At 72.7% G+C, this 26,363-nt stretch carries 23 protein-coding genes and 1 pseudogene; 10 read left to right on the top strand and 14 right to left on the bottom strand.

All coding sequences use genetic code 11. The features are described from left to right. Positions 1-5: 5 nt before the first annotated feature. From ABZ808_RS22810 to ABZ808_RS22795, 4 genes are all read right to left on the bottom strand, one after another. The gene (locus ABZ808_RS22810) at positions 6-1,805 is read right to left on the bottom strand and encodes a hypothetical protein (protein WP_357009885.1); all 1,800 of its coding nucleotides are present in this window, start codon (positions 1,803-1,805) and stop codon (positions 6-8) included. Between the two features lie 108 nt (positions 1,806-1,913). Next, entirely contained in the window at positions 1,914-2,918 is a 1,005-nt protein-coding gene (locus tag ABZ808_RS22805; protein ID WP_357009882.1) for a glycine betaine ABC transporter substrate-binding protein, read from the bottom strand. A gap of 217 nt (positions 2,919-3,135) precedes the next feature. After that, positions 3,136-3,873, bottom strand: a complete 738-nt coding sequence (locus tag ABZ808_RS22800) for an ABC transporter permease subunit (protein WP_357009879.1) — start codon at positions 3,871-3,873, stop codon at positions 3,136-3,138. Beyond that, positions 3,870-4,556 (bottom strand): ABC transporter permease, encoded by a 687-nt coding sequence (locus tag ABZ808_RS22795; RefSeq protein ID WP_357009876.1) that lies wholly within the window; start codon positions 4,554-4,556, stop codon positions 3,870-3,872. Before ABZ808_RS22795 ends, ABZ808_RS22800 begins: the two co-directional genes overlap by 4 nt. A gap of 2 nt (positions 4,557-4,558) precedes the next feature. Between ABZ808_RS22795 and ABZ808_RS22790 the strand changes: the two genes are divergently transcribed. Further along, on the top strand, positions 4,559-5,557 hold the full coding sequence (locus ABZ808_RS22790; protein ID WP_357009873.1) for an ATP-binding cassette domain-containing protein: 999 nt from the start codon (positions 4,559-4,561) through the stop codon (positions 5,555-5,557). Positions 5,558-5,566: 9 nt separating this feature from the next. Here the strand turns inward: ABZ808_RS22790 and ABZ808_RS22785 are convergent, their stop codons facing one another. The 7 genes and pseudogenes from ABZ808_RS22785 to folP all read right to left on the bottom strand — a co-directional run bounded on the left by ABZ808_RS22785 (position 5,567) and on the right by folP (position 10,248). Continuing rightward, positions 5,567-6,001 (bottom strand): hypothetical protein, encoded by a 435-nt coding sequence (locus ABZ808_RS22785; RefSeq protein ID WP_357009871.1) that lies wholly within the window; start codon positions 5,999-6,001, stop codon positions 5,567-5,569. A gap of 125 nt (positions 6,002-6,126) precedes the next feature. Next, a complete protein-coding gene (locus ABZ808_RS22780; protein ID WP_357009868.1) occupies positions 6,127-6,435 on the bottom strand; it encodes a hypothetical protein in 309 nt (102 codons plus the stop codon). Between the two features lie 51 nt (positions 6,436-6,486). Next, entirely contained in the window at positions 6,487-7,701 is a 1,215-nt protein-coding gene (locus ABZ808_RS22775; RefSeq protein WP_357009865.1) for an ABC transporter permease, read from the bottom strand. 120 nt (positions 7,702-7,821) lie between these two features. Then, a complete protein-coding gene (locus ABZ808_RS22770) occupies positions 7,822-8,358 on the bottom strand; it encodes a DUF3180 domain-containing protein (protein ID WP_357009862.1) in 537 nt (178 codons plus the stop codon). A 19-nt stretch (positions 8,359-8,377) separates the two neighbouring features. After that, positions 8,378-8,904 (bottom strand): annotated as a pseudogene (gene folK, locus ABZ808_RS22765) (2-amino-4-hydroxy-6-hydroxymethyldihydropteridine diphosphokinase). Beyond that, entirely contained in the window at positions 8,901-9,266 is a 366-nt protein-coding gene (folB, locus tag ABZ808_RS22760) for a dihydroneopterin aldolase (RefSeq protein ID WP_357009859.1), read from the bottom strand. Before folB ends, folK begins: the two are co-directional and overlap by 4 nt. Before the next feature lie 112 nt (positions 9,267-9,378). Beyond that, positions 9,379-10,248, bottom strand: a complete 870-nt coding sequence (gene folP, locus ABZ808_RS22755) for a dihydropteroate synthase (protein WP_357009856.1) — start codon at positions 10,246-10,248, stop codon at positions 9,379-9,381. Between the two features lie 354 nt (positions 10,249-10,602). Between folP and ABZ808_RS22750 the strand changes: the two genes are divergently transcribed. From ABZ808_RS22750 to ABZ808_RS22720, 7 genes are read left to right on the top strand one after another with little or no spacing between them, the layout of a single operon-like run. After that, a complete protein-coding gene (locus tag ABZ808_RS22750) occupies positions 10,603-10,917 on the top strand; it encodes a hypothetical protein (RefSeq protein WP_053654780.1) in 315 nt (104 codons plus the stop codon). A gap of 13 nt (positions 10,918-10,930) precedes the next feature. Then, entirely contained in the window at positions 10,931-11,293 is a 363-nt protein-coding gene (locus ABZ808_RS22745) for a hypothetical protein (RefSeq protein WP_007466101.1), read from the top strand. A 49-nt stretch (positions 11,294-11,342) separates the two neighbouring features. Beyond that, on the top strand, positions 11,343-14,756 hold the full coding sequence (locus tag ABZ808_RS22740) for an ATP-binding protein (protein WP_357009854.1): 3,414 nt from the start codon (positions 11,343-11,345) through the stop codon (positions 14,754-14,756). Position 14,757: 1 nt separating this feature from the next. Beyond that, the gene (locus ABZ808_RS22735; protein WP_357009851.1) at positions 14,758-16,713 is read left to right on the top strand and encodes an MFS transporter; all 1,956 of its coding nucleotides are present in this window, start codon (positions 14,758-14,760) and stop codon (positions 16,711-16,713) included. Continuing rightward, on the top strand, positions 16,710-17,267 hold the full coding sequence (locus ABZ808_RS22730; protein ID WP_357009848.1) for a hypothetical protein: 558 nt from the start codon (positions 16,710-16,712) through the stop codon (positions 17,265-17,267). The genes ABZ808_RS22735 and ABZ808_RS22730 overlap by 4 nt, the downstream gene beginning before the upstream one ends. Continuing rightward, complete coding sequence (locus ABZ808_RS22725) at positions 17,264-18,439, top strand: M23 family metallopeptidase (protein ID WP_357009845.1); 1,176 nt, start codon at positions 17,264-17,266, stop codon at positions 18,437-18,439. The genes ABZ808_RS22730 and ABZ808_RS22725 overlap by 4 nt, the downstream gene beginning before the upstream one ends. 13 nt (positions 18,440-18,452) lie before the next feature. Next, positions 18,453-19,052, top strand: a complete 600-nt coding sequence (locus ABZ808_RS22720) for a hypothetical protein (RefSeq protein WP_357009842.1) — start codon at positions 18,453-18,455, stop codon at positions 19,050-19,052. Here ABZ808_RS22720 and ABZ808_RS22715 read toward each other — a convergent pair whose 3' ends face one another. Beyond that, positions 19,053-19,610 (bottom strand): hypothetical protein, encoded by a 558-nt coding sequence (locus ABZ808_RS22715; RefSeq protein WP_357009839.1) that lies wholly within the window; start codon positions 19,608-19,610, stop codon positions 19,053-19,055. Positions 19,611-19,815: 205 nt separating this feature from the next. Here ABZ808_RS22715 and ABZ808_RS22710 point away from each other — a divergent pair, with 205 nt between their 5' ends. Both ABZ808_RS22710 and ABZ808_RS22705 read left to right on the top strand, forming a co-directional pair. Further along, complete coding sequence (locus ABZ808_RS22710) at positions 19,816-22,368, top strand: FtsK/SpoIIIE domain-containing protein (RefSeq protein WP_357009837.1); 2,553 nt, start codon at positions 19,816-19,818, stop codon at positions 22,366-22,368. 28 nt (positions 22,369-22,396) lie between these two features. Next, a complete protein-coding gene (locus tag ABZ808_RS22705) occupies positions 22,397-23,116 on the top strand; it encodes a hypothetical protein (RefSeq protein WP_357009834.1) in 720 nt (239 codons plus the stop codon). Positions 23,117-23,202: 86 nt separating this feature from the next. Here the strand turns inward: ABZ808_RS22705 and folE are convergent, their stop codons facing one another. Then, entirely contained in the window at positions 23,203-23,868 is a 666-nt protein-coding gene (gene folE / locus ABZ808_RS22700) for a GTP cyclohydrolase I FolE (protein ID WP_357010712.1), read from the bottom strand. A gap of 35 nt (positions 23,869-23,903) precedes the next feature. Next, positions 23,904-25,922: an ATP-dependent zinc metalloprotease FtsH gene (gene ftsH / locus ABZ808_RS22695; protein ID WP_357009830.1), complete on the bottom strand. Its 2,019-nt coding sequence runs from the start codon at positions 25,920-25,922 to the stop codon at positions 23,904-23,906. Positions 25,923-26,363: the final 441 nt, after the last annotated feature.

Raw genomic sequence — 26,363 nt, 5'->3', positions numbered from 1 at the left:
GCGGGTCAGCGCCAGCGGTCGGTGGTCGGGGCGCCCCCGGCACGTGGCACGTCGTCCTGCGGTGGGTAGCCGTATCGCTCCTCGACCCGCCGTCGTCCGGCCCGCTCGGGCGTGGGTTCCGCCCCGTGGCCGCGCTGGCGCGGCGGGTGCCACTCGTCCGGCACGGGCACCCCACCCGCCGGCAGCGCCGGCCGTCCCTCCGGCTCGGCCCGGTGGTACGACTCGCGCTCGTCATGCCTGCGCGGGTCCTCGTGCCGGCGCGGGTCCTCGTGCCGACGGGCGTCCTCATGCCGGCGGCCGTCCTCGTGCCGCCGTGGGTCCTCGTGGCGGCGCGGGTCCTCGTGGCGGACGGAGGCCCAGCGGTCGGCCACCCGATACTCGGTGCCCGTGCTGTCGGCGTGCACCTCGGCCCGGCGCTCACCGACGTGCAGTTCACGGCCGGTGTCGTCGTCGCGGACGGCCGCCCACCGGTCACCGGCCCGCAACTGCGACCAGTACTCGCCGGTGTCGTCCGCCCGCAGCGCCGGACCGGATTGCGGTGCGCCGGCACTGCCCCGCTCGGGCTCGTGCGGCGGGGACCAGCCGCGGTCGTCGCGCTGGGACCGGGCACCCCAGGCGGGCTCCTCGGGCTGGGCGTACGCGTCGCGCGGGTCGGTCCACTGCGGGTCGTCGCGGCGGGCCGTCCAGCCCGGCTCGTCGGCTCCGAGGGCGGGCCCGTCCCGGTCCGGCCGGGTCGACTCGCCACGGGTCACGGGCTGTGCGCCCCAGGGACGGTCGTCAGCGGGGCGGGCGCGGTCGTGGGCAGGGCGGGCGCGGGCGCGGTCGGGACGGGCGCGGTCGTCGTCGTGCGCGGATCGGGGGTTCTCCGGGTCGCCCCACGAACGGTCGGCCGCCCGGGCACCTCCCTGGGGACCGGCACCGCGCGGGGTCCATTCCTGCGCCGGAGGGGCCCACTGGCCGGTGTACCCGCTGCCATAGCGTCCGTCCGGCTCGGCCTGCCCGCCATCGACCACGGTGTGCCGGGTGGTGACGTGGACGGTCTCGGTGTGCCGGACCACGCCGACCGGCCGGTGCACCGGCTCGGGACGGTCGTGCTCGCGGGGTCGGTCGTGCTCGCGGGGGCCGGGGATCGAGCCGAACCCGGTCGCCCGTGGCTCGGCGCCGTACAGCCCGGCGGCGGGCGGCTCGGGCCCGGCGTCCACGACCGCGTGGCTGCGGTACGCCGGCTCGTCGTCGTCGGCGCGCTCGGGGCCGCCCCAGCGCGCGGCGGCGTCGTCCGGGCCCGACACCCGAGCACGTGCGGCCGGCGCGTCGCCGGGAACCGGGACCCGACTGCGGGCGGCCGGGGCCTGGCCGACAGGTTCGACAGCCGGCACCCGCGCACGACCGGCACCGGCCGGCTCTGCCGCCGGGGCAGCACCGGCCAGGGCGGCGCCGGTGGCGTCGAGGCGGCGGCGGACCGCGACGATCCCCTCCTGGGCCCGCTGCGCCTGGTCGAGCGCCTGATTGCCACGCTGGGCGGCGGCGACGATCTCGGCGCGCAACTCCCGCCGTAGCTCGTCGATCTCGTCCAGCAACTCGTCGGCCCGCGCCGAGGCCTCGGCACCGTCGGGCCGCAACGCGATGGAGAGGCCGATCAGCATCACCGCCAGGATGGCGAGCACCGCCGCGACGCGCAGCGGGCCGTTACCGTCCGCGACCAGCAGGATCAGCGCAGCCAGCGGGGCCAGGCCCACGCCGACCCAGAAGAGGACGGTCAGCAGCAGCGGTTGACGCCGGGCGTCGGGGGTGGCCGGGGCTGGCATGGATGTGCAGCCTACCCACGATGTCCACTAGATGGAACGGGCTCCCCGACGTACGACGCCCCCGTCCCGGGGCGGGACGGGGGCGTCGTCAGCACGCCGAAAGTGGGTTCAGCTGGTGGCGAAGGCGCCGTCCGAGGAGAAGATCAGACCCACGCTGATCTTGCCCTCACGCAGCGCGTTCTTGGTCAGCGGCCCGCCCTGGTCGAGCGAGGAGAACGAGCCCACCGAGAGCCCGTACGTCTTCTCCAGGCCCGGCTTGCAGAACGGACGCTGCTGGCACTCCGGCGGCCCACCCAGCACGGTCGCGCTGCCGGAGCACTTCGCGGCGAACTCGGAGAGAGTCCGCACGCCGTACTTGTCGGCGAAGGCCTGGGTGACCGCGAAGGCGTTCTGGTCCTGTGCGGCGGCGGGGGCACCGAACGTGAGGCCCACCTTGTCACCCTCGGCCTTGAGCGCGGTCACCGTCGTGTTGATGTCGGGTGAGGAGACCGGCTGGGCGTTCGGGCCGTTGGCCTTGGTGTTGAGGAACTCGGCCATGGTCGCCGCGTACTCCGGGATGACCTGGACCTCGCCCTTCTCCAGCGCCGGCTCGTAGAGCTCCCGGTTGCCGATCTGCTGCACCTTGACCTGGTAGCCGGCCGCGGTGAGCGCGATCCGGTACAGCTCGGCCAGCGTCTGGCTCTCGGCGAAGTTGCCGGCGCCCACCGTGATCTCGCCGCCCGGGCCCTTGGCGATGCCCGCCGTGACGTTGTTGGTGGCGGCGAACTCCTCCGCGGCGACCTTGGGGGTCTTGCGGTCGTCGTTGACGGCCTTGTTGAGCTGGACCAGCTTCGGCGTGTCGAGCGCCGCGGAGACCTTGTCCAGTGCGGCGATCAGCTGCGGGTTGGCCGCCTTGCTGTTGACCGCCGGAATGACGTTGTCGGAGTTCTGGAGCTTCTTGTCGTCCTCCAGAGCCACGAGCTGCTGGCCGGCGACCGGGGCGCACCCGGCGCCGGACGCGCTCGGCTGCGGCGCGTCGGTGCCGGACGAACCGGCGTCACCGCAGCCGGTGAGGAGCGCTGCCCCGGCGACGGCGCCGATCGCGCCCATCGCCAGACGTGTACGTGCGCGCATGTGCCCGCCTTCCGTGTCCCGGCGCGACCCGTCCCGGGCCGGCCGCGTGTCCGACGGGCGATCCTGACTGACGGCCGCCCGCGACTATCCACCCAACATGGTCCGCAACCGACCGACAACTTGAAATGGGCATCGTCACCGCATCGTCACCGAACGTCCCGCCGCCGGTCGCCGCTTCGCCGTCCGCTCACCCGGACGGGCCACCGGCGGGCGGGCGTCAGGCCCGGCCGGTGGCGTCGGCGGGCAGGGGCCGCCCGGCGCGCTGTCGCCCACGCCGCAGGGGACGGGGGGTGACCAGCCGTTCGACGATGCCGAGGAGCAGCTCGGCCAGCAACGCGAGCCCGGCCACCAGCACACCACCGGCCAGGATCTGGCCGCCGCCGGCCGCGATGCTCAGCCCGAACCCGGTACGAATGATCTCGCCGAGCCCGCCGCCGTTGACGAACGAGGCCAGCGCGGCGGTGGCAATCACCTGCACGGCGGCGGTCCGGAAGCCGGCCGCCAGGTAGGGCACCGCGAGCGGCAGCTCCACTCGGCGCAGCAACTGCCCGCCGGACAGACCCATCCCGCGGGCCGCGTCGCGCGCCTCCGCGTCCGCCTGACGTACGCCGGTGTAGGCGTTGGCCAGCAGCGGCGGGACCGCGAAGACGGCCAACGCCACCACCACCGGGGTACGGCCGAACCCGAGGAAGGTCAGCGGCAGGATGGTCAGCAGCGCCAGGGTGGGGATGGCCAGGGTGGCGTTGGACACCAGCACCACCAGGCCGCCGCCCCGCCCGGCGTGCCCGAGCCAGAGCCCGACCGGCCAGGCCACCAGGCAGCCGAGCGCCACCGCTGCGGCGGAGATCACCAGGTGCTCGCCGAGACGGTCCAGGATGCCGCCGGGGTTGGTCCAGTTCAGGGGGTCGTTGAGCCAGAGCACCGCCTGGTGCACCGGGTTCGCCGCCGCGCTCACCGGGCACCTCGGACAGACCAGGGGGTGATCAGCCGGCCGATGAGGACCAGCAGCAGGTCCAGCAACACCGCGAGCGCCACGCAGAGCACCGTGCCGGTCATGATCTCGGCCTTGTAGAGGTTGTTCTGAAAACCGGCGAAGATCAGCTGGCCGAGCCCGCCGTGCCCCACCAGCACCCCGACGGTGACCAGCGCGACAGTCGAGACGGTGGCCAGTCGCAGCCCGGTCAGGATGCCTGGGATCGCCAGCGGCAGATCGATCCGGAAGAGCCGTCTCCACCGGCCGTAGCCCATGCCCTCGGCGGCCTCGCCGACCTCCGGCGGCACCTGGTTGAGCCCGGCCACCACGTTGCGGACGATCAGCAGCAGCGCGTACAGGACCAACCCGACCAGCACGGTGGTGGTCCCGGTGCCCAGGTACGGCGCGATGAACGCGAACAGCGCCAGCGACGGAATGGTGTAGATCACGCCGGTGACGCCGAGAATCGGGCCGGCCAGCGGGCGCACCCAGTACGCGAGCACCGACAACGGCAGGGCGATCAGCACCGCGATCAGCACCGCGCGCCCGGTGAGGGAGGCGTGTTCACGCAAGGCGGCGACGATCGTGTCAGAGTTGTCCCGCACGTACTGCCAGGAGAACCAGGGGTTACCCGGGTCGGCCCGGTAGCTCAGGCGGAAGGACATACGTGGACGTTACCCCGGAGGCCCCCGGCGCGGCCGAATCCCCTCGCGCGGCGTCGATCTCCCTACAGGGCATCCAGAAGCGTTACCCGAACGGCACTGACGCCGTCCGCGAACTCAGCCTGGAGGTCAAGGCCGGCGAGTTGGTGGTGCTGATCGGCCCGTCCGGCTGCGGCAAGTCGACAGTGCTCCGCATGATCAACCGCCTGATCGAGCCGACCGCCGGCCGGATCACGCTCGGCGACGAGGACGTCACGGACGTCGACCCGGTGCGGCTACGCCGCCGGATCGGCTACGTGATCCAGAACGTCGGCCTCTTTCCACACCAGACGGTACGCGCGAACGTGGCCACAGTGCCGGGCCTGCTCCGCTGGTCCCGCGAGCGGACCCGGACCCGGGTCGACGAGTTGCTGGACCTGGTCGGGTTGGACCCGGCCCAGTTCGGCGGTCGCTACCCGCACGAGCTGTCAGGCGGTCAACGGCAGCGCGTCGGTGTGGCCCGCGCGCTCGCCGCCGACCCGGTGGTGCTGCTGATGGACGAACCGTTCTCGGCCGTGGACCCGATCGTCCGGGCCCGACTCCAGGAGGAGTTCCTCCGCCTCCAGGCCGAGGTCCGCAAGACGATCGTGCTGGTCACCCACGACCTCGACGAGGCGGTCCGGCTCGGCGACCGGATCGCGGTGCTCTCCGAGGGCGGGCACCTGGAGCAGTACGACACGCCCGCCGCCCTGCTCGGCTCACCCGCAACCCCGTTCGTACGCGAGTTCGTCGGCGCCGACCGCGGTATCCGCCGGCTGGCCGTCACCCCGCTCGACCGGGACGCGCTGGAGCCGGTGCCCGGCGACGCCGACCTGCCCACCGTGCCGCTGGACGGCACCGCGTACGACGCGCTGGCGGTGTTGCTCACCTCGGGACACGACCGGCTCGTGGTGACCGACGCCGGCCGACCGGTGGGGGCTCTCAGTCGGCAGCGCCTGCTCGACCTCGGCCGGTCGACGGGCTGACCGGTCGGGTCAGGCACGACCGCCGAGGCTCGCGGTGCCGATGATCCAGCCGGTGAGGAAGCCGTAACCGGCACCGGCGCTGGCGTCCCGCAGCGCGCCGAGCAGCGACGGGTCCGGGCCGAGCAGCGCCGCCAGCACGGCGGCGAGCCCACCGGCGAGCACGTACGCGGCCCAGCCGGAGAAGAACTGGCTGATCGAGCCGGGCACCCGGGCCACCTGCGCGGCCGGCAGCAGGTAGAGCAGGGTCACCGCGAGGACCACCAGCAGAACGGCCCGCAGGTTGGCGGCGAACAATCCGCCGGCCTGCCCGTCCGCGTCCAGCAGCCAGGCCGGCCACGCGAGCAGGCGCAGGTAGAAGCCACCGGCCGAGTCCGGGCTGGTAAGCGTGTTGGCGGCCCAACCGGTGTACGCCGGGCTGCCGCAGATGCCGACCAGCAGCAGCACGGCGAGCGCGCCGGTGCCGGCGGCCGTGCCGTAGCGGCTGACCGGGCCGGAGCGGCTGACGAGTCCCCTGATCCGCCCAGGCCCCGAACCGGCCGGTCGGGCGGACCTGGGCTGCCCCGGACGGCTCAGTGCTTCAGCAGGTAGTCGATGAAGGCGGCCCGCAGCAGCGGCGCCGACTCCTCGTAGCCGTGACCGGTCAGCTCCCGCCACAACGCGTTGGCCTCGTCGATGGTCGGGCCGATCGAGTTCGGTGCGCCGTCCAGCACCGTCGCCTCGTCCGCGTTCGGCAGGCGCCGCAACACCGACCAGTAGAAGCCCACGTCGCGACGCTCCCGGGCCCGGGCGAAGGCCCGCTCCCGCAACTCCTCGGTGGACAGCGCGTCGAGTTCCTCGAACGAGGATCCGCCCCCGGTGGCGGCAGGTGTGTCGGTCATGTCGCCGAGCCTAACGCTCGAGATCACCTTCGGCTCGACGGACGGCGCGGCTCACCGGTCGTTGGCGTCCCAGCGGCGCGGGCCGTCCTCCCAACGCGGGTCACGCCACGGGTCGACAGGTTGCGGCGCGGGCGGCGTCGGCAACGTCGGGGGCCAGTTGTCGGCCGGCTGCGCCTGGGGCACCGACCAGCCCGTGCTGATCGCGCCGTCGCCGACCGGCTCGGGCGTGTCGACGCTGCCTGGGCGGGGCCGCCCGAACCTCTCGACCAGCCGGGTCACCGCCAGCCCGACGCCGAACGCCACACCACCGACCGCCCAGACACTCACCGTCCAGTCGCGCTCCGGCGCGTACGCCAGGAAGACGGTGACCAGGCTGACCGCCAGCACGGTGCCGAACACCCCGCCCCGGCGGCCGTACGCGCTGGTGCCGCCGAGCAGGGACACCCCGACCGCCAGCACGGTCCACTCCAGCCCGGAGTTGGGTGTGACCGGCCCGGGGTTGTTGGCGGCGAGCAGGATGCCGGCGAGCGCGGCCAGCACGGTGGAGCCGACCAGCGCGACCGCGGTGACCACGGCGGCCAACGCACCCCGACGACGGGCCGGATCGGCGACCGGTCGGTACCGGCCGACCAGCTTCCGGATCGACCGGATCGCGCCGAACAGCCCGCCGAGGACCGCGACGGCGGCGAAGCCGGCGAAGAGGTAGCCGGCCGTCCGCGAGGGCTCGTAGTCCCCCTGCACCAGCACCGGCGCCGAACGGCGTTCGATGTACACCACCACACCGGCGGCTCCCGCCAGGCTGGCCGCCCAGCCGGGCACCTGCAGCACCACCACGGCCAGCGCCAGCACGAGCCCGCCCAGCGCGGCGACCACGACGGCCGACCCCACGGAAGCCATCAGGCCCCGGTCGCCCTGCTCCGCGTAGTGCAGCGCGGCGGCGACCGCGACCGGCCCGATGATCAGGTTCGGGGCGGCGGTGCGCAGGCTCAGGCCGGCGGCGATAGCGAGCAGGCCGAGCCCGACCGCGTTGACCAGGAGTGTGCGCAGGGCGGCGCCGCGCAGCACATCCGGGTCGGCCCGCCAGAGCAGCCAGCCCAGGGCGACCAGGCTGGCCAGCAACAGGAATTCCCAGCCCACGTGCACGCCGATGCGGTCCCGGCCGGGCTCACCGTGGGTGGGGTCGTCGAAAACGTTCTCCAGGACGGCGGCGGGAACCCCTGACGAGGGTTCGATCGGCCGGTCCCGGCCCGCTTCTTCGTACCCCATGGCGCCGCCTCCCCAGTCGCCGGCCGTCCTCGGTCCGGCGCACGGACGGATCGGGGGCGGCCATTGCTCTCCGATCGCAGGCACCGTACCCGCGCCCGGAGCCGGACGTAACCCCTCGGCTCAGCGCTGGCCCGGGCGGCTCTCGCGCTGGTCGGGCTCGTGGTCGTCCGGGCGCTCCGGCACCCGGCAGGATCGCTCCAGCCAGAGCGCGGCGCCGACCAGCGCCAGCGACGCCAGCAGCCCGCCGCTGGCGGCCGGCCGGTCCTCCGACGCGGCACGAGTGGTCTCGATGAAGAGCCAGCCGCTGAGCCCGGCATAGAAACCGGCGAAGATGGCGCCGGCCAGCGCCGACGCCTTGGCCAGCACCACGAACCGGGCAACCATCAACGGGTTGACCGGATCCCGGCCGGGCTTGCGGTCGATGCGGCCACGGGTGTTGATGGCGGCGTACGCCTCCAGCACGGCGAGCGCGGCCAGCGTCACCACCGGCAGCCAGGGCAGCCGGGGGATGCTGCTGTAGTAGAAGGTGCTGATCAGCAACCAGGCCACCGCCGCCGCGCCCAGGGCGGCCACGACCAGGGTCGAGATGCGGGTGGGGCCCATCCGCGACCCGTCCGGGCCCGGCCCGCCCGGTGGTGGGGACTTCGCCTGCGTCATGCCGGCCGGCTCCACTGGGTCATGCCGTCGACTCTAACGCCAGTTCGGGCCGGGACGCAGTTCCAGCGCGTCGTCGGCTGCGGGGCCGGCGGTGAGCAGGTCGGTCAGCCATCCATGGCCGGGCAACCGTCCGTAGGGCTGGATGTCGATCCACGGCCGCAGCACGAACGCCCGCAGGTGCGCCCGGGGGTGCGGCAGGGTCAGCTCCTCCTCGTCGCTGAGCACCGGCTCGCCGTCGTCGCCCCAGACCGCGATCACGTCCACGTCGAGGGTGCGCGGCCCGAACCGCCGCTGCGGGTCACGGACCCGCCCGGCCGCGCGCTCCGCGGCCCGCGCCCGCTCCAGCCAGTCGCGCGGCCTGGCGGCGTCGTCCTGGGCCAGCACCACCGCGTTGAGGTACGCGGGCTGGTCGGCGTCTCCCCACGGTGGAGTCTCGTACACCCCGGAGACCAGGAGCACGGCGTCGCCGAGCGTGGCGACGGCCGTACGCAGGTGGTCGAGCCGGTCGCCCAGGTTGCTGCCGAGCGACAGCACGGCCCGCGTCACCGGGTACGCGCCCGGGTCATGGTGACAGCCACGTCGGTGAACGTGTGCGGCACCGGCGCCTCCGGCTTGTGCACGGTGACCGTGGCGGCGCTGACCCGCTCGTCGGCCAGGCAGACCGCGAGCAGCCGGTCCGCGAGGGTCTCGATCAGGTTGACCGGCTCGCCGGTCACCACCGCGACCAGCCGCTCGGCCAACTCGCCGTAGTGGACCGTCGCGGCTACGTCATCGCTGGCGGCGGCCGGGGCCAGGTCCAACTCGAGGACGGCGTCGACCACGAAGTCCTGCCCCTGTTCCCGCTCGAAGTCGTACACCCCGTGCCGGCCGCGGGCCCGCAGTCCGGTCAGCTGAATGCGGTCGGTCATCGCTTCCCCTCTCGCCGGCCGGCCACCCGGCCGATCGGTGCTGCGGCTGCCGGGTCTGCCCGACGTACGTGGGCGCGTCCGGCATTGCGGATGTGCACCCGACGTGGACCGCTCACTCGGACCGCCCCTGACCGGCCCAGGCGGGGACCAGGCGCGGGCTGCCGGTGGCGGCCCAGACCGCCAGCGCGTCGGCGGTGGCCCGCACGTCGTGCACGCGTACCCCCCAGGCACCGGCCGCGACGGCCAGCACGCTCGTGGCGACGGTGGCCGCCTCCCGCTGCGCCGTGGGTCGCGGCGTGCCGTCGCCGGCCGCGAGCAGCCGCCCGAGGTACGACTTGCGGCTGGCCCCGAAGAGCAGTGGGTACCCGAGTTCCAGCAGCTCCGGCAGCCGGGCGCTGAGCTCCCAGTTGTGCGTGGCCGTCTTGGCGAAGCCGAGGCCGGGGTCGATGACGATGCGGTCGGCGGCCACCCCCGCGGCCAGTGCGGCGTCGATCCGCTGGCCCAGTTCGGCCCGGACGTCGGCCACCACGTCGGTGTAGCTGGCCAACTCGCCCATCTGCTGGGAGTGGCCACGCCAGTGCATCAGCACCCAGGGGCAGCCGGTGTCGCGGACCACCCGGGCCATGTCGGGGTCGGCCAGCCCGCCGGAGACGTCGTTGACCACCGCCGCGCCGGCCTCCAACGCGGCCTCGGCCACGATTGCGCGGCTGGTGTCGATGCTGACCGGCACACCGGCGGCGGCCAGCTCGCGGATGACCGGCAGGACCCGGCCGGCCTCGGTCGCCGCGTCGATCCGCTCGGCGCCGGGGCGGGTCGACTCGCCACCGATGTCGACCAGGTGCGCCCCGGCGTCACGCAGACGCACGCCGTGTCCGACGGCGGCGTCGAGGTCGGCGTACCGTCCGCCGTCGGAGAAGGAGTCCGGCGTGACGTTGAGGACGCCCATCACCACGGGGCCTGGAGCCCGTACCAGATCGGTCACGACTAGACGGTACCGGTCGTGGCGGCGGCGCCCACCGGCCCGGGTGGCCCCCGAACCAACGCCCCTGACGTGCACATTGGAACAGGTGTACGATCGGTCTTTCGGGCAGAATCAGGCAGCCCCCTCGCGCTTGTCGCAATCCGGGGCGGCCCGTACGCTTTGGAATTGGCCAGCATCGAGATGGCGAAGCCTGGAGGGGAGGGCCGAAGCGGGGAAAACCGCCCAAAGCTCGCCACTCTCCGTGGTGAGTAACGAACGCAGGGTCGACAGCGCTGCGCCCTGTGAGCAATTTCCCGCCAGGCTTGCCTACTGCACCGCCGCGGCACGGCCGGCCGCGATATGGGGAGGTTTCCAGTGATCGCCTTCGAGCTCATGGAGACGGCGTCGTCCGGCGTCGCCCACGCGCTCTCCACCCTGGCGTCAGCTCCGCTCGCGGAGCCGGCACCGAAGGGGATCGACACCAATGGTGTGGTCACCTTCTTCGCCAGCAAGATCGCGCCGATCCTGCTCGCCGTGCTGGGCGTCATCTTCATCGGCCGAGCCAGCCGCGGCGAGATATCCAAGGTGCTGACGAGCTCCGCCATCGCCATCGTCGGGTTGGCCTTCATCGCCGGCGCGGCCACGCTCTTCTTCGTCGGCGATTACCTGATCGACCTCATCTTCGAATAGGCGCGTTCACCAGATGCGGCTGCGCACCGACGACGACATCTACCGGGCCCGCCTGGTCTACCTCGGGCCGCCCGGCTACACCCTTCCGGTCCACCTGCCCTACGCCCAGTACGGGCTCTTCATGCTGCTCGTCCCCCTCTACATGTTCATCCACTGGCTGTTCACGTTGACGGTCGAGCTCTTCCCAGCCTGGGAGATCGCGCTCGCCATCGTGACCACGTCGTTCATCTTCCGGCACGTCGACCCCGATCGGCCGGCGCGGGTGGTCATCCGCACCGCGCTGACCGACTGGCGACGCACCCGGGAGCCGGCGATCGAGCAGCGCGACCCGCGCCTGGTCGGCAGCCGGATCAGGATCCGGGAGGAGCTGGCATGACCGGGCGTACGCCGATCGGTTTGGCACACGTTGTGGGTGAGGCTGCCGCATGAATCGCTCTTCCACGCCGGGCTCCCCGGCCGGCCGCCCGGCCGTACCGGCCAGTCACCGTGCGCAGTCATTCGACTACAACGAGGCCGAGGATGAGGTGGCGCTCGATCCCGCGCTGGTGGCCTCCCCTGGTCACGGCGCGGTCGGCGTCTTCCAGGCCCCTCGGCCGGTCAACCGCCGCACGCCACCCGCCGAGCCCACCGCCGTGTCGGCCGGCGAGAACGCCGACATCGACTCACCGTTCCTGGATCTCTTCGGCGCGTCCCGGCCCGGCTCGGCACGGGCCGTGACGGCCGGCCCCGCCACCCGGGAGCAGCCGGCAGTTCCACAGCAGTCCGCCCTGGGGCCAGCGCCCACCCGACCGGCTCAGCGGGTGCCGGACCGCGCACCCGAACTGGAAGCACCGTGGACCCCCGACGACGAGCCCGGCGGCCGGCCCGTCGAGCCGTGGCGCGGGGGTGCGAGCCCGGCCATCGAGTCCCGGGTGCCACACCAGGCCGGCGACCGGCTGCCCCTGCCCCGCCCGCCGGCCGCGCCCGACCCGGTCACGGGCCACACGTCGACCTCGGCCACCACCAACCCCGCCACCCCGATCGACCGGTCGACGGCACCGCCAGGCGGGCCCGGCGCAGCACCGCCGATGCGGGCACCGGCAGGCCCGGCCGAGGTGACGGCCGCCGAGCGGCCGGCCCTGGAGCGGCCAACGCGGCGGGCCTCCGCGACCGACACGGCCCGACCCAGGTCCGCCGGCACCGAGCCGACCGGGCGGGATGTCGCCACCCCCCGACAGCGGTCCGCCAACCGCCAGGACCGACCGATCCGACCGACCCGGGTCCGCGCACCGAAGATCAAGTTCGGTGACCGGGATCCGTCGGTCGAGCTGGCCATCACCGAGATCGCCGGCCACCTGACCTTCACCCTGAACACGGTCACCGCCTGGTATTGGCTGCCCGAGGTCCGCTGGGCCTTCCGTCCGGACGCCGAACGCGAGGCGCTGCTGTCGGCGATCTCCGAGCAGTACGCGGGCCTGGCCGGCTTCCGGCTGCACCTGCGCCGCACCACCCGGCCCTTCCCCGCCGACGAGTGGGCGCGCACCATCGACGCGCACACCCCGGCGCCGCTCGCCGACGTACCCGGCACCACCGGTTGGGCCGATCACCTGGTCGCCGCCCAGCGGCACCTGATGTCGGTCAACCACGCCGAGGGGCAGACCTACCTGGGCGTCACCTTCGCCCGCCGGTCCCTCGGCGACTCGCTCACCGAGCGGTTGCTGCGCACCTTCGGCCGGGGCACCGCTGACGGTGAACGCCGCAAGCTGGGCCGCACCGTGGAACAGTTCGACGAGGTGCTCGGCGCGTTCGGCATGCGCGGCCGGCGGGTCACCGCCCAGGAGTTGGAGTGGCTGCTCTACCGCTCGGTGGCACTCTGCATGGCACCGCCGGGTCGGCTCTCCCCGGTCACCGACGGGCGCTGGGAACGCGGCGACCTGCTCGCCCTGACCGAGCAGGTCGAGCGCTACCGCACCCCGTACGGCTCGACCGTGAAGCTGGTCAACCGGATGACCGGCGAGGAACGACACGTCGCGGTGCTCGCCGTCGGCCGGATGGAGCCGCTGGAGATCCCGGAACGACACGAGCCCTGGCTGCACTTCCACGAGCGGCTGCCCTGGCCGATGGAGATCTCCACCCGGGTCGACATCCTCGGCTCCGGCGACTCCTTCCGTAATCTCGAACACCGGCTGCGGATGATCCGCTCCCAGCAGCTCGACTACGCCGAGCACGGCATCGACGCACCACCGGAGCTGGAACGGCTCGCCAAGCGGGCGCTGGTGATCGGCGACGAGATGACCACCGGGCTGCCCGTCGACTCGGCCCGCGCCCACGGCTGGCACCGGATCGCGGTCGGCGGCCGGACCAGGGAGGAGTGCCTGGAGCGGGCCCGCCGGCTCATCCAGCTCTACTCCCGCGAGCTGCGCATTTCGCTTCAGCACCCCAAGAACCAGGACTGGCTGGCCCGCGAGTTCATCCCCGGCGAGCCGATCGCCAACACCGGCTACGTCCGCCGGATGCCAGTCCCGCTGCTCGCCGCCGCGCTCCCGCAGGCCGCCTCCAACGTGGGCGACCGGCGCGGCGACCTGATCGGCCGGACCGCCGGCACCTGCCGCCGCCCGGTCTTCCTCGACCTGCACTTCCCCATGGAGGTCCGCGAACGCTCCGGGCTCGCGGTCTTCGTGGCCGAGCCGGGCGGTGGCAAGTCCACCCTGCTCGGCGCCCTGGGTTATCTGGCCGCCCGCCGAGGCGTCCAGGTGACCCTGCTCGACCCGTCCGGGCCGCTCGCCCGGCTCTGCGCCATGCCCGAGCTGCGGCCGTACTCCCGAGTGTTGAATTTGACCGGCTCGGAGCACGGCACCCTGGCCCCCTACTCGCTCATCCCCACGCCCCTACGCAGCGAGTTCGCGGCCGGGGCCGCCGGTGACCGGGAGTTCGAGATCGCGGTCTCCAACGCCCGCGCCGAGCGGCGGATGCTGGTCCAGGACATCTGCATGATGCTGGTGCCACCGCAGGTGGCCCGCGAGGCGTCGACGGCCACCCTGTTCCGGCACGCGGTCCGGCAGGTTCCCGCCGAGGAGACGTCCACCCTGGACGACGTGGTGAGCTGCCTCGGCCGGCTCGACGACGATGCCGGCAAGGAGTTGGCCAACCTCCTGCTGGACACCGCGGAGATGCCGCTGGCCATGCTCTTCTTCGGCCGGCCACCGGAGGGCCTGCTCGGCGCCGACGCGGCGCTCACCGTGATCACCATGGCCGGGCTGCGACTGCCCGACCTCAAGATCGAACGGGAGTACTGGTCGGCCGAGGAGGCGCTCGCCCTGCCGATGCTGCACACCGCGCACCGGCTCGCCGTCCGGCGCTGCTACGGCGGGTCGATGTCGTCGCGCAAGCTCGTCGGCCTCGACGAGGCGCACTTCATGGAGGGCTGGCGCTCCGGACGTTCGTTCCTCGTCCGCCTCGCCCGGGACTCCCGCAAGTGGAACCTCGCCGCACTGGTCGCCTCGCAGAACCCACGCGACATCCTCGGCCTCGACGTGCAGAACCTCGTCTCCACCGTCTTCGTCGGCCGGATCGCCGAGGACGCCGAGATCGCCTCCGAAGCGCTGCGGCTGCTGCGGGTGCCGGTCAACGACGGGTACGAGGCCACCCTCGCCTCGCTCTCCGCCGCCGACACCAACTCGGCCAGCCGGCTCGGCTTCCGCGAGTTCGTGATGCGCGACGTCGACGGCCGCGTGCAGAAGGTCCGGGTCGACGTCTCGTACGTCGACGGTCTGCTGGACCACCTCGACACGACGCCCGCCGCGATCGCCGCGGCGGCCGGAGTTCTGCCGAGCATCCCCCTGCCGGATCTGGAGGCGTGACATGGCGAGGGCCCGGGCACGGATCGCGTCGTTCCTGCTCGCCCTCGGCGTACTGGCCGGGGCCTCGCTCACCTGGCCACTGATCGGCGCGGAGGCGGCAGCCGCCGCCCCGCCCGCCGCCCAGGCCCGCGCCGACCTCTGCACGACCCCGGAGTGGCAGGCCGATTTCCGGGCCTGCGTGGCAAAACTCCAGGCGGTCAGCGAAGACGAGATCACCTGCCGCAACGCCCCGACCCCCGGCGCACCGGACTCCGGCCTCGCCGGCTGGTTCGCTGGTCGGCCGGACTCCGCCAAGCAGCTCGGGCCGAAAGGGCTCTACAGCGACTATGGCTACGCCGGGTACAGCTATCCGACGTACGACATCCCCGGCGGCTGTGCCTCGTCGGTCCTGCATCCGGATTACAAGTTCACCACCACGGTGGCGAACGGCGAGTTCATGGTCGCTACCGCGATCGTCGGCGCCTCGAACGCGCTCCGGGAGCGGGCCTGGGATCCGCGGTCGATGTGGGGCTGGGCAGACCCCCTGGTCGAGCAGGCGACCAAGGCTGTTTACCAGAAGGTTTTCAGCGTATTTGGCATCGTCACCCTCTGCGTTGTGGGGCTCTACCTGCTCTGGCGGTCCCGGCAGTCGGACATGAGCAACGCGATGACCACCGCCGGCTGGGCTCTGCTCGTCATGGTCGCGGTCACGGCGCTCGCCGCCTGGCCGGTCAAGTCGGCCAATATCGCGGACGGCACGCTGATCACCACACTGGGCGTGGTCCACGACGCGGTAGGCCCCGCAACCCGGGACACGCCGCCGGATCGGTGTGCTCTTCCCAACCCAGACGCCTGTATCGACAAACGGCCGCCCGCCGTTCGGGCCAGTGACACTGCCACCGAGGCCATGCTCTATCGGAACTGGCTGCGGGGAGTGCTCGGCTCAGCCGACAGTGAGACCGCCCGCAAGTACGGCCCGGCGCTCTACGACGCGAAGTCGCTGTCCTGGGATGAGGTCGAGAAGCTGCGTGCCAACCCGGCCACCCGGGAGGCGACGATCAAGGCAAAGCAGCAGCAGTGGGCGCGGGTGGCCCAGCAGATCCAGACCGAGGATCCGGAGGCGTACGAGTACCTCCAGGGAGTTCGCGACATGGACCGGGTCGGCGCGGGATTCATCGCGGTGTTGGCCTCGATCCTCTTCGCCATGTTCGACCTGACGGCGTCGCTGCTGGTGCTGTTGGGCTTCCTGATCTTCCGGTGGGCGGTGATCGCGGCGCCCATCCTGGGCACCGTCGGGCTGCTCCGACCTGCCAGCGCCGGGTTGCGGCGGCTGGCGAACGCGGTGGTCGCCGCGGTCTTCAACATCGCCATCTTCGGCACCGGGGCAGCCATCTACCTGTTCGCCGTCGACCTGATCATGAGTACGCCCACCCTGCCGGGCTGGCTCCAGGTGGTGCTGGTCTGGCTCTGCGGAGTCGTCGGCTGGCTGCTGCTGCGCCCATACCGGCGGATCACCCAACTGGGCGGTAAGGACAGCAGCGAGGCGGTCAGCTCGGCCGGGTCCTGGCACCGTCGGTTCTTCCGGGACATGCGGGTCGCGGCGCGGCTCGATGTCGCGGAGCCGGGCGGCACGGCGGAGCCGGTGGGTGGACGCCGCCGATCGCCCGACGCGGAGCAGACCCGGCTGCGCCCGGAGGCGCGCAGGGAAGACCCGGTGCCGACACCTACCGCCCCCGTTGACGGCCGACGCGCCGACAGCGGACGGCCGGACGGTCAGGAACGCGCCGACGAGACACCGACAACGGAGACGGGCGGCCGGGGCCGCCCGGTCCCGCCCCAACCTCGGCGGCGGCAGCCGGCGACCTGGACCGAACCGGACGTGCCGGCCGAGAATACGTCGTTCGTGGTCTACCGGCCGGGCTCCACCGAGCGTGCACCGGACCGCACCGGACCGCGGGTGCGCTCAGAGGCTCGGTGACGGTGATGCGGCGGGCTCTGGAGTTCCTCTTCACCCGGGCGCTGCGGTCCCGGCTGGGGGTGGCGCTGGTGATCGCGGTGCTCGTCTTCGGCGTGATCGGGGCGGCCCGTCTGGCCTCCGGTCCACTCGACCCGGCGGACGGTCTGAGCAGCCGACCGAGCCGGCCGATCACAACAGTGGACCCGAAGGCCGGTGACGATGGCGTGCTCTCCACCGAGGCTCCACCATCACCGGTCACCTCGGCGGGTGCCCCTACACCGGAGCAGACCGCTGACCGGTTCGCTGCGGCCTGGCTCGGCCGGCCCGGGATGACCGCCGAGGAGTGGCATGCCGGCCTGCGGCCGATGTCGACGTCGGCACTGACCGAGAAGCTAGCCGGTGCCGACCCCGGCGGGGTTCCGGCCGAGGAGGTGACCGGCCCATCGTCGGTGCGAGCGCGCACCGAGACGTTCGTCGAGGTGCTGCTGCCGCTCGACAGAGGTCGGCTCCGGCTCGAGCTGGTCACCGCCGACGGTGGCTGGCTGGTCGACGTCGTGGATTGGGAGCGGCCGTGACCGCCGGCCGCGCTGCCACCGCTGTTCGCCGACCGCTGCGGGTCGGCGTGATCGCGAGCGTTCTCACCGGTGTGCTGCTCCTGCTCTGCTGTACCGGCGGCACGGCGGCGTTCTTCCTCAGTGGGCTCGGCGGCGACGCTGACAGCGGGGACACCCAGGCCGGTTGGGGCTGTGGTCCGATCCGTCCGGTGGATATCGCCGGTGAGCTGCCACGGTTCGCCGAGTACGGCGACGCGCAGGTCCGCAACGCCGCGATCATCATCAAGGTTGGCCAGGACATGGCAGTGCCCTCGCGTGGCTGGGTGATCGCGCTGGCCACCGCCATGCAGGAATCCGCCCTGCGCAACCTGGCGAACACCAGCGTGCCCGAGTCCCTCGCCCTGCCGCACGAGGGTGTCGGTGCCGATCACGACTCGCTAGGCCTGTTCCAGCAGCGGCCGGGGTGGGGCACGGTCGCCGAACGGATGACCCCCGCCTACACAGCCCGCAAGTTCTACGAGAAGCTCGTCAAGGTACGGAGCTGGCAGCGCCGACCGCTGACCGTGGTGGCACAGCAGGTCCAGATCAGCGCCTATCCGGACGCGTACGCCAAGCACGAGGAACTGGCCAGCAAGATCGTGGATGCCCTGGCCGGCGGCGCGGCCCGCACCGTCGAGATCAATGGCAAGGCGGTCTGCAACGCGGCCGAGCGCGGTGAGATCGCCGCCTCCGGCTGGACCGCGCCGATCCCCGGCGACGTCGGCTCCGGTTTCCGGACCGCCGAGCGGCCCAGCCACAACGGGGTCGACATCGGTGCGGCCAAGGGCACCGATATCCGTGCCGCGGCCGCTGGTCGGGTGCTGGTCGCCCGCTGCGACCCCGACGACCGTGGGCGGCAGAGCTGCGACGTGGACGGATACCCCGACAAGGGCGGCTGCGGGTGGTTCGTCGACATGCTGCACGCTGGCGGCTACATCACCCGGTACTGCCACATGGTGAGCCGTCCCCGGGTCACACCCGATCAGATCGTGCCGGCTGGCGAGGTCATCGGGCAGGTCGGGAGCAGCGGCAACTCGTCCGGCCCACACCTGCACTTCGAGGTGCACCTGCGCAACGACCGGTCCAGCCGGGGCGCGATCGATCCGGTCCCGTTCATGCGCGCGCGGGGTGCTCCGCTGCGCGCCGTCGAGTGAGGCCACCACGGGCATGACCGGACCGTTGCCGGACCCGTTCGCCGACCAGCCCGACTGGGCGCCACGGCCACCCCGCCCGCTGACCATCGTCTCCGCGATCGAGCCCGTGGAGTTGCGCGGGCGGCGGGTGGTGGTGGGCCTGCCAGGGCTGGGCTGGCGCGGTGACCTGCGCGCCGACGACCGGGTGGTGCAGGGTGCCCGAACCTACGTGCCGGTGATTCCGGAGCACGAGTGGTACCGGGCCGAGGCCGACCAGGTCGAGGTGTTCGCGCCGCTGATGCCCGTGGAGCGGGTCTGGGTGGAGACGGTCGGTGAACGACCCGTGCCGGACAGCACCCGGGGCACCGGCATCCGGCTGGTCTCACTGGACGGCCCGTCCCACCGGTCACCCACCCCCGTCTTCGAGGCGGACGCGGTCACCGGACGCCGGGTGGTACACGTCGAGGGCGGGGTGGAACATCGGGACATGCGGGCGGTCACCGAGACCTACTCGGGCGCCGAGGGCGACATCTGCGTGCGGATCACCCCCGAGGTCGAGTGGTACCGCTGGGCCTGGCGCGGCCAGTCCCCCACCACCCTGGAGGTCCCAGTTCATCTGCTGTGGATTGAATGATTAGACAGCCGGGGAGCCGCCGCATACCCGCCAGTCTTTGCCTAACCGGGTGTCGAACTGCCAGGGCTGCCGGTCACTCTGCTTGACCCCGTCGACCATGGCCGAGATGATCAAAGTGACTCGAACAACTACAGAGTCGCCCTGCTCCTGCTTGGCAAGCTGCCCCCAACTCAGCGTGATTGTGACGTCGAAGCGCTCTTCACGGGCAATCAGGTCGGCTCGTAGCGAGCGAAGTGGTTCCAGTTGCGCGCCGCCCTCGCAGGTGAATAGGTCCGCCCTCGCGTCGTTACGGTCTACCAGGAACGCACGCAGGTAGTTGTCCACGACCACGTCGGGCGCGCTGCGATCCGGGGCAGCGGCGCGGTTGTACCAGACGAAGCCGGTGATGGCAGCGCCCATGCCGAGCAGGGCGAGCACCCCTCCGACCACGGTGAGCACGGTCCGCAACCGGCGGCGTGGCGGCTGCGGCGCCGGTGCGGCCGGGGCCGGCGGCAGCTGCTCGGACGGCGTCCGCTGGGCCGGCACGCGGGAGACCTGGGAACCGGCGGGGGGCTGCACTGATTCCACCTCCTGACGTTAACGGCTGGATGCTCCGGAGCCAATGCCTCAGATCGAGCGGATCGTGACGGACCCCTCCCCACTGGTGAGATCCGCGACAACACCGGCGCACCGCCGTGGCACCTCCCGAAGGTGCGGCCTCGGCTGGGATACCGTCTCTGCTCAGGGAGGGGTTGCCAACCTCGGGTAGAGGGGGTGGGACGCGGTGGCCGGTCCGAAGGCACGCACGAACCGCGCCGCAGCGCTGCACCGCCGGGCCGCAGCTGTCGTGACCGCCGCCGCCGGCATCCTCGACGAGACCCGACCGGCCCCCGCTGACCAGCGCCGCCAGTACGAGTTGGCCGACCGTCTGCGGGTGGTTGCCGGGCGACTGGCACCGGGTTGGTCTGGTGCCGCCCTGGATTCGCTGACCGTGGACTCTCCGGCGGGTGACGGCCCGCCGCCGTTTGTGCGGGTGGGTACGGCGGCGCCGTTGGACGATGCCCGTTTCCCCGCGCTGGTGCCGCTGTTCGGCACGGGGCACCTGAGTGTGGACACCGATGCCCGGGAGCCGCGGGTGGCGGGGTTGCTCCGGGCCGTGCTGCTGCGGTTGCTGGGTGCGGCCCCTGCCGGTGCGCTGCTGGTGCGCGCGGTGGACGCCACGGGTGACGTGCTCAGCCCGTTCGGCGCGTTGGGCGATGCCGGTCTGTTGCCGCCGCCGGCGGTGGACGTGGCGGGTTTGCGCGCGGTGCTGACCGAGGCGGAGCAGTGGGTGACCCCGGGGGCGAGTGGGCGACGTCGGCACGACCGGACGCTGCTGTTGGTGGTCGCGGCCCTGCCGGAGCTGACCGGCCCGACGGACCTGGCACGGATTGAGGCGTTGGCGGAGCAGGGTCCGGCCGCTGGGCTGCACCTGGTGGTGGCCGGGTGGCCTCCCTCCGGTCCGTACGCGACCCGGGCACCGCTGCCGCGGGCCACCCCGTTGGTGTTGCGCAACGCGTACGCGCTGCTTGGCGACCCGCCGGGGACGTCCTTCGCGAGCCCGGGTGCCGAGCCGCCGGGCGGGTTGAACTCGCCGGTCTTCGTCGAGGCGGACCCTCCGGCCGACCTGGTCGACGCGGTCTGTCGCCGGCTGGCCGAGCAGGTGGAGGCGGGTTCCCGGTTGGGGCTGGCGAGTCTGCTGCCTGCGACGGGTGAGCGGCTCTGGGAGGCGGATTCGGCGGACGGGCTGACCACGATGGTCGGCGACGCCGGGGGCCGGCCGGTGCCGCTGGGCTTCACGGAGCTGACCCCGCACTGGCTGGTGAGTGGCCGGTCCGGGGCGGGGCGTGCGGCGTTCCTGACCACGGCGCTGCTCGGGTTGGTCGCCCGGTATGGCCCGGACGACCTCGCCCTCTATCTGGCGGACCTCGGGGATGGCGAGTCCTTCGTGGAGTTCCTCCAGACCGAGCGGGACCGGTCCTGGATCCCGCAGGTGCGGGCGGCCGCGATGGCTGCCGACCGGGAGTACGTCCGGGATCTGCTCGAACAGTTGACGACCGAGGTGCAGCGCCGGGCGGAGGCGGGCGGGCGGGCCGGTGGTCAGCGCTTCGCCGAGCTGCGCCAGCACCAGCCGCTGCCCCGGATCGTCTGTGTGTTGGACAATCTGCCGCTGGTCTTCGCCGAACGGGACCGGCTGGCCGCCGAGGTGGCCGCCCGCCTGGACGGGCTGGCCCGGACCGGTCGGGCGTACGGCGTACACCTGGTGCTGGCCGGGGCCGGCGAGCTGGGGTTGAGCGCCCGGTCGGACGCCGGGCACCGGGATTCGGTGCTCGGGCAGTTTCCGGTGCGGGTGGCGCTGCCGGGTGGCAGCCCTGTCCTGGAGCCGACGAACGACTCGGCGGCCGGCCTGCCGGTCGGCAGCGCGGTGGTGAACACCGCCGGCGGGCTCGGCGGTCCCCGGGGCGCGATCCGTGGTCACGAACGGCTGATCCACCACCCCGATCCGCAGGACCATCCGGAGGTGGTGGAGCGGCTGCGGCACGAGCTGTTCGCCGCCCGGCCGGCGGCGTCGGCACCGCCGGTGGTGTTCGCCGGGTATGCCAGGCCGCTGCTGGGCAACGATCCGCGCCACCGCGCTGCGCTGGCGGGGCAGGCGCACGGGCCGGCGGCCCTGCTCGGCCGGGCCGTGGACGTGGCCCGCACGACGGTTGCCGTACCACTGGGGCCGGCGGCCGGCCGTAACCTCGCGGTGCTGGGGTCGGGTTCGGCGGCGGGTGGGTTGCTGGCGACGGCGGCCCGGAGCACCGCGGCCCATCACCCGCCGGGCACCGCCCGTTTCCTGCTGGCGGCACCGGACCCGGGGGCCCGACCACTGGTGGAGACGCTGACGGCCGAGCTGGCCGCCCGTCACCCGGCCTGCATGGTGGACCTGCCGACGCTGCTCGCGGATCCGGACGACGACCTGCCGACGTACCTGGTGGTCTTCGGGTTGGATCGACCCGGGCCTCGGGAGCTGCCGGCGGACCGGCTGCGTGCGCTGCTGCGGGACGGGCCGCCGGCCGGCCGGCACCTGTTGGGCTGGTGGCGGGCGGTGCCGCCGTTCGCCGCGCTGCTGGAGCCGGAGGGCGAGGTGGACAAGCTCGCCGCCGTCGCGGTGCTGGATGTGCCGACCGCGCAGCTCGCCGCCGTCTTCGGCCGGCCGGTGGAGTGGCGGTCGCGCCCCGACCGGGTGACGCTCTGGGATGGTCCGGACGAGCGGGGCACGGTCCTGGTGCCGTTCGCCGACGAGGCGGGGTGATCCGGTGGTGCGCGCGGGAGGTGCGGGGATGAGCTCGGAGGCGACGGTGACCGGGCCGGGCCGCCAGCGGACGGCCGGGCCGGACGACGCGGTCACGCGGTCGGGCGCCGAGCCGGCCAACACGTGGGCGGAGTACCTCGCGGCGGCGCGTCAGCTGGACGGTGTGCGTCGCGGCGCGGCCGCGGCCGCTGGCGAGCAGGCCCGTTCGGCGGAGGCGGCTCGGGAGGAGCTGACGGTGGTCCGCACCGGGCTGGCGAGCCAGCAGGAGCGGCTGCGGGAGCTGGGCGTACCGGCGATCTCGCTGATGCCGTCGCCGCCGGAGCTGACCGAGGCGGCCCGGTCGATGGCCGGCGGCCCAGCGGCCGTGCTGGCGGCGTTGCGGGCCGCACGCGGCCGGGCCGAGGCGGCGGACGCGGCGCTGGCCGCGCGCCGCGGGCTCCGGCCGGGCTCCTGGCCCGCACGGGCGCGGAACCTTCTGGTGTACGGGCCGCTGGCGCTGCTGGTGCCTCTGATCCAAGTGATCGTGTACGCGTCGACCGGGCCGGGTCCGGCGAGTGTGGCGGCGCTGATCTGCGGGCTGCCGATGCCGGCTGTCGCGTTCGTCGCCGGTTGGGTGGGCATCGGGCGGTCGTTCCGCGCTGGCCCGGGCGAGCGGCTGGACCGGACGGTGCGCTTCGGCGCGCTGGTCTGCCTGGTGCCGGCGGTGCTGGTCACGGCGGGCCTGCTGCTGGCCCTGCTGGCCGGCTGACCCGCTGCGGCTGCTTCGGAAAAGGGGCGGGAAACGGAACGGCCGGCCGTCCCGAGAGGGGGTCGGCCGGCCGTGGTGCGTACGGGTCAGCGAGGGATGATCAACGCCATCGCCTCGGCCCGTGACTTGGAGTCCGTCTGTAGGATCCCGCGCACCGCCGAGGTGATGGTCTTGGCACCGGACTTCTGGATGCCGCGCATCGCCATGCACATGTGCTCGCACTCCAGCACGACGACGACGCCCCGCGGGGCGAGTTTGCTCATCAGCAGGTCGGCGACCTGCGAGGTGAGTCGTTCCTGCACCTGCGGCCGGCGGGCGTAGACCTCGACCAGTCGGGCCAGCTTGGACAGGCCGGTGATCCGCCCGTCCGGGCCGGGGATGTAGCCGATGTGCGCGCTGCCGCGGAACGGCAGCAGGTGGTGCTCGCAGAGGCTCATCACGTCGATGTCCCGAACGATCACGAGCTCTTCGTGGTTGGCCTCGAAGGTGGTGCTGAGGACCTGGGCCGGGTCGACCCGCAGACCGGCGAAGAGCTCGGCGTACGCGCGGGCGACGCGGGCCGGGGTCTGCTGGAGCCCGTCACGATCCGGGTCCTCGCCGACCGCGATCAGGATCTCCCGGACCGCCTTCTCGATCCGGCCGAGGTCGACAGCGTCCTCGACCGGGCGGCCACTCAGCCTGCCGCTGATGAGTCGGGCGGCCACGTAGTCCAACGCGTCGTCGCCGTCGGGTTCGGTCGCGGAGACGGCCAGCTCCCGGTGAGGGGAGCTGGCCGTCGGGTCGTTGCTCAGTGCGTACCGTCCGAGTTGTTGGACGGCGTGCCGCCACCAACGGACGCCTGCGCGCCGTCAGCCTGGGCCTGCGCCTTGAGCTTGTCCTTCTCCGCAGGGGTGAGCACGGGCGGCTCGGTGGACGGCTGGCGCTTGCCGAAGCCGTTGTACGGCGCCAGCGGCGGGCGCTTGACCACCCGGGCGCAGATCCGCGCCATGTCGGCCGTGGAGAGGGTCTCCTTCTCCATCAGCTCCAGCACGATGTTGTCCAGGACGTCCCGGTATTCCACCAGGATCTCCCAGGCCTCGTCGTGCGCCAGCTCGACCAGCGCCCGCATCTCGCCGTCGATCTCGGCGGCCACCGAGTCCGAGTAGTCCCGCTCGTGGCCCATGTTGCGGCCGAGGAACGGCTCGTCCCCGCTGGTGCCGTACTTGATCGCGCCGAGCTTGGAGCTCATGCCGTACTGGGTGATCATCGCGCGGGCCAGTTGGGTGGCCTTCTCGATGTCGTTGCCGGCACCGGTGGTGGGCTCGTGGAAGACCAACTCCTCAGCGGCCCGGCCGCCCAGCGCGTACGCCAGGGTGTCGATCATTTCGGCGCGGGTCTGGGTGTACTTGTCTTCGGTCGGCAGCACCAGGGTGTGGCCCAGCGAGCGGCCACGGGACAGGATCGTCACCTTGTGCACCGGCGCGGCGTGCGGCAGCGCCCAGGCGACCAGCGCGTGCCCACCCTCGTGGTACGCGGTGATCTTCTTTTCCTGGTCGCTCATCACCCGGGTCCGACGCTGCGGACCGGCGATCACCCGGTCGATCGACTCTTCCAGCGAGTCGTTGGTGATCGCCCGCTGGTCCTTGCGGGCGGTGAGCAGGGCCGACTCGTTGATCACGTTGGCCAGGTCGGCGCCGCTGAAGCCCGGGGTACGCCGTGCCACCGCGTCGAGGTCGACGTCGGGGGTGAACGGCTTGCCCTTGGCGTGCACCCGCAGGATGGCCTTGCGGCCCTCCATGTCGGGGGCGTCCACCGGGATCTGCCTGTCGAACCGGCCCGGGCGCAGCAGCGCCGGGTCGAGGATGTCCGGCCGGTTGGTGGCCGCGATCAGGATGACCCCGCCCTTGGTGTCGAAGCCGTCCATCTCGACGAGCAGCTGGTTGAGCGTCTGCTCCCGCTCGTCGTGGCCGCCGCCCATGCCAGCGCCACGGTGCCGGCCGACGGCGTCGATCTCATCGACGAAGACGATCGCCGGGGCGTTGGTCTTGGCCTGCTCGAAGAGGTCACGGACCCGGCTGGCGCCGACACCGACGAACATCTCGACGAAGTCGGAGCCGGAGATGGAGTAGAAGGGCACTCCGGCCTCGCCGGCGACCGCGCGGGCCAGCAGCGTCTTGCCGGTGCCGGGCGGGCCGAACAGCAGCACGCCCTTCGGGATCTTGGCGCCCAGGGCCTGGTACTTCGCAGGGTTCTGCAGGAAGTCCTTGATCTCGTGCAGCTCCTCGACGGCCTCCTCGGCACCCGCGACGTCCGCGAAGGTCGTCTTCGGAGTGTCCTTGGTGATCATCTTCGCCTTGGACTTGCCGAAGTTGAGCACCCGGGAGCCGCCGCCCTGCATCTGCGACATGAAGAACAGCAGCAGGAGCACGAGCAGCGCGATCGGCAGCAGGTTGACCAGCAGGCTCACCCAGATGCTGTCCGACGAGACCTCGGTGTCGGCCGGGCCGGTGACCCGGTTGGCCGCCTTGGCGTCCAGCACCTCGTTCCAGATCTGGTCGCCAGCCTGGTACGGGAACTGAGCCTCGATCTTGTCGGTCTCGGTCTTGCCGAACTTCGCCTTCTCGGCCAGGTCGAGCTGGAGCGTCTGCTCCTTGTCCTGGAAGACGACCTTGTTGATCTTGGCGGTGTGGAGCTGGTCGAGCGCAACGGAAGTGTCCACGCGGTGGTAGCTGGGACCACTGGTGAACAGCTGACTGAGCACAACGGCGCCGAGGATGACCAGGATGATCCAGACCACCGGTCGGCGGAAGAAACGCGTACGTTCCATACTGTTGTCGAGCGCCAAGGCGCCCGCATCCTCCTGATCGACGTCCTGACCGTCTGATGGTGTCGCCGCGCTGGGCGGCGGCCGGAGCCGCCGTGCGGGCCGGCCTCGACCCCGAGACGCGAAAACTGCCGCGCCGCGGTCATTCGACGGTACACCGTGTACGCGACGAGCGAGCTTGCGAGCCCCGCACTCGGCGCACCATTGCCATCGACGACGGGCACCGTGGGCGGCCTCGCCAGCCCCGCATCGAAGTCGTACGGCGGGTCCGGGCAGAAACCGGCGTGGCGGGAATTTCGGCCCGACCACCCGAACGCCCGGTCACGCGGTCGAGGGGCCGAGCGCGAGGGTACTTTCGCGCCACCGGGCTCCACGGTAGCCGGAAGAACTGAGAGCGCGCTGAACGTCGGCTTGACGAGCACCGATGCGAGTTGCCCTCACACC

The sequence above is a fragment of the Micromonospora sp. NPDC047527 genome (genome assembly GCF_040643015.1).
GTDB lineage: Bacteria > Actinomycetota > Actinomycetes > Mycobacteriales > Micromonosporaceae > Micromonospora.
This window is presented reverse-complemented; position numbering and strand designations above follow the sequence as displayed.

Excerpts from the sequence above, each read along its gene's own strand:
- ABZ808_RS22810 (WP_357009885.1), bottom strand. The coding sequence starts at position 1,805 with ATGCCAGCCCCGGCCACCCCCGACGCCCGGCGTCAACCGCTGCTGCTG.
- ABZ808_RS22805 (WP_357009882.1), bottom strand. The coding sequence starts at position 2,918 with ATGCGCGCACGTACACGTCTGGCGATGGGCGCGATCGGCGCCGTCGCC.
- ABZ808_RS22795 (WP_357009876.1), bottom strand. The coding sequence starts at position 4,556 with ATGTCCTTCCGCCTGAGCTACCGGGCCGACCCGGGTAACCCCTGGTTC.
- ABZ808_RS22780 (WP_357009868.1), bottom strand. The coding sequence starts at position 6,435 with ATGACCGACACACCTGCCGCCACCGGGGGCGGATCCTCGTTCGAGGAA.
- ABZ808_RS22775 (WP_357009865.1), bottom strand. The coding sequence starts at position 7,701 with ATGGGGTACGAAGAAGCGGGCCGGGACCGGCCGATCGAACCCTCGTCA.
- ABZ808_RS22770 (WP_357009862.1), bottom strand. The coding sequence starts at position 8,358 with ATGACGCAGGCGAAGTCCCCACCACCGGGCGGGCCGGGCCCGGACGGG.
- folB (WP_357009859.1), bottom strand. The coding sequence starts at position 9,266 with ATGACCGACCGCATTCAGCTGACCGGACTGCGGGCCCGCGGCCGGCAC.
- ABZ808_RS22745 (WP_007466101.1), top strand. The coding sequence starts at position 10,931 with ATGCGGCTGCGCACCGACGACGACATCTACCGGGCCCGCCTGGTCTAC.
- ABZ808_RS22740 (WP_357009854.1), top strand. The coding sequence starts at position 11,343 with ATGAATCGCTCTTCCACGCCGGGCTCCCCGGCCGGCCGCCCGGCCGTA.
- ABZ808_RS22735 (WP_357009851.1), top strand. The coding sequence starts at position 14,758 with ATGGCGAGGGCCCGGGCACGGATCGCGTCGTTCCTGCTCGCCCTCGGC.
- ABZ808_RS22720 (WP_357009842.1), top strand. The coding sequence starts at position 18,453 with ATGACCGGACCGTTGCCGGACCCGTTCGCCGACCAGCCCGACTGGGCG.
- ABZ808_RS22705 (WP_357009834.1), top strand. The coding sequence starts at position 22,397 with ATGAGCTCGGAGGCGACGGTGACCGGGCCGGGCCGCCAGCGGACGGCC.
- ftsH (WP_357009830.1), bottom strand. The coding sequence starts at position 25,922 with ATGGAACGTACGCGTTTCTTCCGCCGACCGGTGGTCTGGATCATCCTG.